The following is a 2,245-nucleotide window of genomic DNA, read 5'->3' on the forward strand; positions in this document are numbered from 1 at the left end:
GCGAGCAGCTCCTTCGGCCCCACGATCACCTGTTTCTTGTCGACGTCGAGCTTCACTACGTAGAGCGGATCCGACAGCCCGCCGATCCCCAGCCCCCGGCGCTGGCCGATGGTGTAGTGGATGACGCCGCGGTGCTCGCCGAGCACACGGCCGTCGACATGCACGATCTCTCCCGGCTCGGCCGCACCCGGCCGCAGCTTCTCGATCACGCTGGCATAGTTGCCGTCGGGCACGAAGCAGATGTCCTGGCTGTCCGGCTTGTCCGCCACGCTCAGCCCGTATTTCGCAGCCAGCGCACGGGTTTCCGCCTTGCTCTTGAGGTGGCCGAGCGGGAAGCGCAGGAACGACAGCTGCTCGGGCGTGGTCGAGAACAGGAAGTAGCTCTGGTCCCGATTGGCATCCGCCGCCGAGTGCAGTTCGGGGCCGCGATCGCCGACCATGCGCTGGATGTAGTGGCCGGTCGCCATGCAGTCGGCGTCGAGGTCCTTGGCGGTCTCCAGCAGGTCCTTGAACTTCACCCGCTCGTTGCAGCGGATGCAGGGCACGGGTGTGGCGCCGCCGAGATAGCTCTCGGCGAATTCGTCGATGACGGCGTCGCGGAAGATGTTCTCGTAATCGAGCACGTAGTGCGGGAAGCCCATCTGCTCGGCCACGCGGCGGGCATCGTGGATGTCGATGCCGGCGCAGCAGGCGCCCTTCTTGGCCAGCGCCGCGCCGTGGTCGTAGAGCTGCAGGGTGACGCCGACGACGTCGTAGCCTTCCTCGGCCAGCATCGCCGCCACCACCGAGGAATCGACTCCGCCGGACATGGCGACCACGACCCGCGTATCGGACGGGGGCTTCGGCAGGCCGAGCGAATTGAGTTTCGGGGCATCGAGGGGCATGACGGACTCCTGGGGAATTGGCCCGGAATATAGGAAAATGCGCTGCACTCTCAAGGGGCGGTTTTAGATGCCGTTAAATTGAGCAGGGTCAAATAGGTCCCAGCCGGAATGACTGGGACGACGACGATGTACCTCAAGAAGATCGATGGCCCCCGTGCGGTGAACATGCCGGACGGCTCCATCATGACCCGTGCCGACCTGCCGCCGGTCGAAACCCGGCGCTGGGTGGCCTCGCGCAAGGCCGCCGTAGTGAAGGCGGTGCGCTTCGGTCTTCTCTCGGAAAAACAGGCGCTTGATCGCTACGGCCTCAGTTCCGAAGAGCTGTCGGAATGGATGCGCGCAGTGGCCTGCCACGGCGAAGAGGCGCTCAAGGCGACGCTGGTGCAGCGCTTTCGCGCGGCCGGTCACGAAAGTTCTGATCAGTAGGTTACAAGTGGCAACCGCAAGTTGAAATTGCTCCATTACCGGCTACAGTAAAGAAGCATTAACCTATTTCCGACAGGGTCGGGTCAATGGGACAGAACAAGCGGAGAACAGCTCAATGCGCATCCTTCTGGTGGAAGACGATCCGACCACGTCGAAGAGCATCGAATTGATGCTGACGCATGCCAATCTCAACGTTTATGCCACCGATCTCGGCGAGGAAGGCATCGACCTGGCCCGGCTCTACGATTACGACCTGATCCTGCTGGACCTCAACCTGCCCGACATCAACGGGCACGAGGTGCTACGCCAGCTCCGGATGTCCCGAATCAACACGCCCATCCTGATTCTCTCCGGGGCCGACGACACCGAGAACAAGATCAAGGGATTCGGCTTCGGCGCCGACGACTACCTCACCAAGCCCTTCCACCGCGACGAGCTGGTGGCGCGCATCCACGCCATCATCCGCCGCTCCAAGGGTCATTCGCAGTCGGTCATCCGCACCGGCAAGATCTCGGTCAACCTCGACGCCAAGACGGTCGAGGTCGGCGGCAAGGCGGTGCATCTGACCGGCAAGGAATACCAGATGCTCGAGCTGCTCTCGCTGCGCAAGGGCACCACCCTGACCAAGGAGATGTTCCTCAACCATCTCTACGGCGGCATGGACGAGCCCGAGCTCAAGATCATCGACGTCTTCATCTGCAAGCTCCGCAAGAAGCTCTCCGAGGCGACCGGCGACGAGAACTACATCGAGACGGTCTGGGGCCGCGGCTACGTGCTGCGCGACCCCGAGCCCGGTCGCGACCAGCAATCGGCGCTCGCTGCCAACGGCTAGGCACCGGGCGCGGACAATGCCGTGTCCCGGTGGCTGGACGGCATCGCCCGCGCGCCCTATCACTTCGGCCAGAAGTGAACAGAGGGCGCGACGATGGCAGATC

3 protein-coding genes are annotated in these 2,245 nt (G+C 63.5%); 2 read left to right on the forward strand and 1 reads right to left on the reverse strand.

Annotated features, from left to right (window positions below):
- The coding region (mnmA, locus tag HC022_RS24565; protein ID WP_167454141.1) for a tRNA 2-thiouridine(34) synthase MnmA at positions 1 to 884 on the reverse strand (884 nt) is incomplete at its 3' end.
- A 126-nt stretch (positions 885 to 1,010) separates the two neighbouring features.
- On the opposite strand from mnmA, the gene HC022_RS24570 reads away from it, so the two are divergent.
- On the forward strand, positions 1,011 to 1,310 hold the full coding sequence (locus HC022_RS24570; RefSeq protein ID WP_008886108.1) for a DUF1153 domain-containing protein: 300 nt from the start codon (positions 1,011 to 1,013) through the stop codon (positions 1,308 to 1,310).
- A gap of 115 nt (positions 1,311 to 1,425) precedes the next feature.
- Positions 1,426 to 2,142 carry a response regulator transcription factor CtrA gene (gene ctrA / locus HC022_RS24575; protein ID WP_167454142.1) on the forward strand — a complete coding sequence of 239 codons (717 nt, stop codon included), beginning with the start codon at positions 1,426 to 1,428 and terminating at the stop codon, positions 2,140 to 2,142.
- Positions 2,143 to 2,245 lie beyond the last annotated feature (103 nt).

The sequence above is a fragment of the Salipiger sp. HF18 genome (assembly GCF_011806505.1).
Lineage (GTDB): Bacteria > Pseudomonadota > Alphaproteobacteria > Rhodobacterales > Rhodobacteraceae > Salipiger > Salipiger thiooxidans.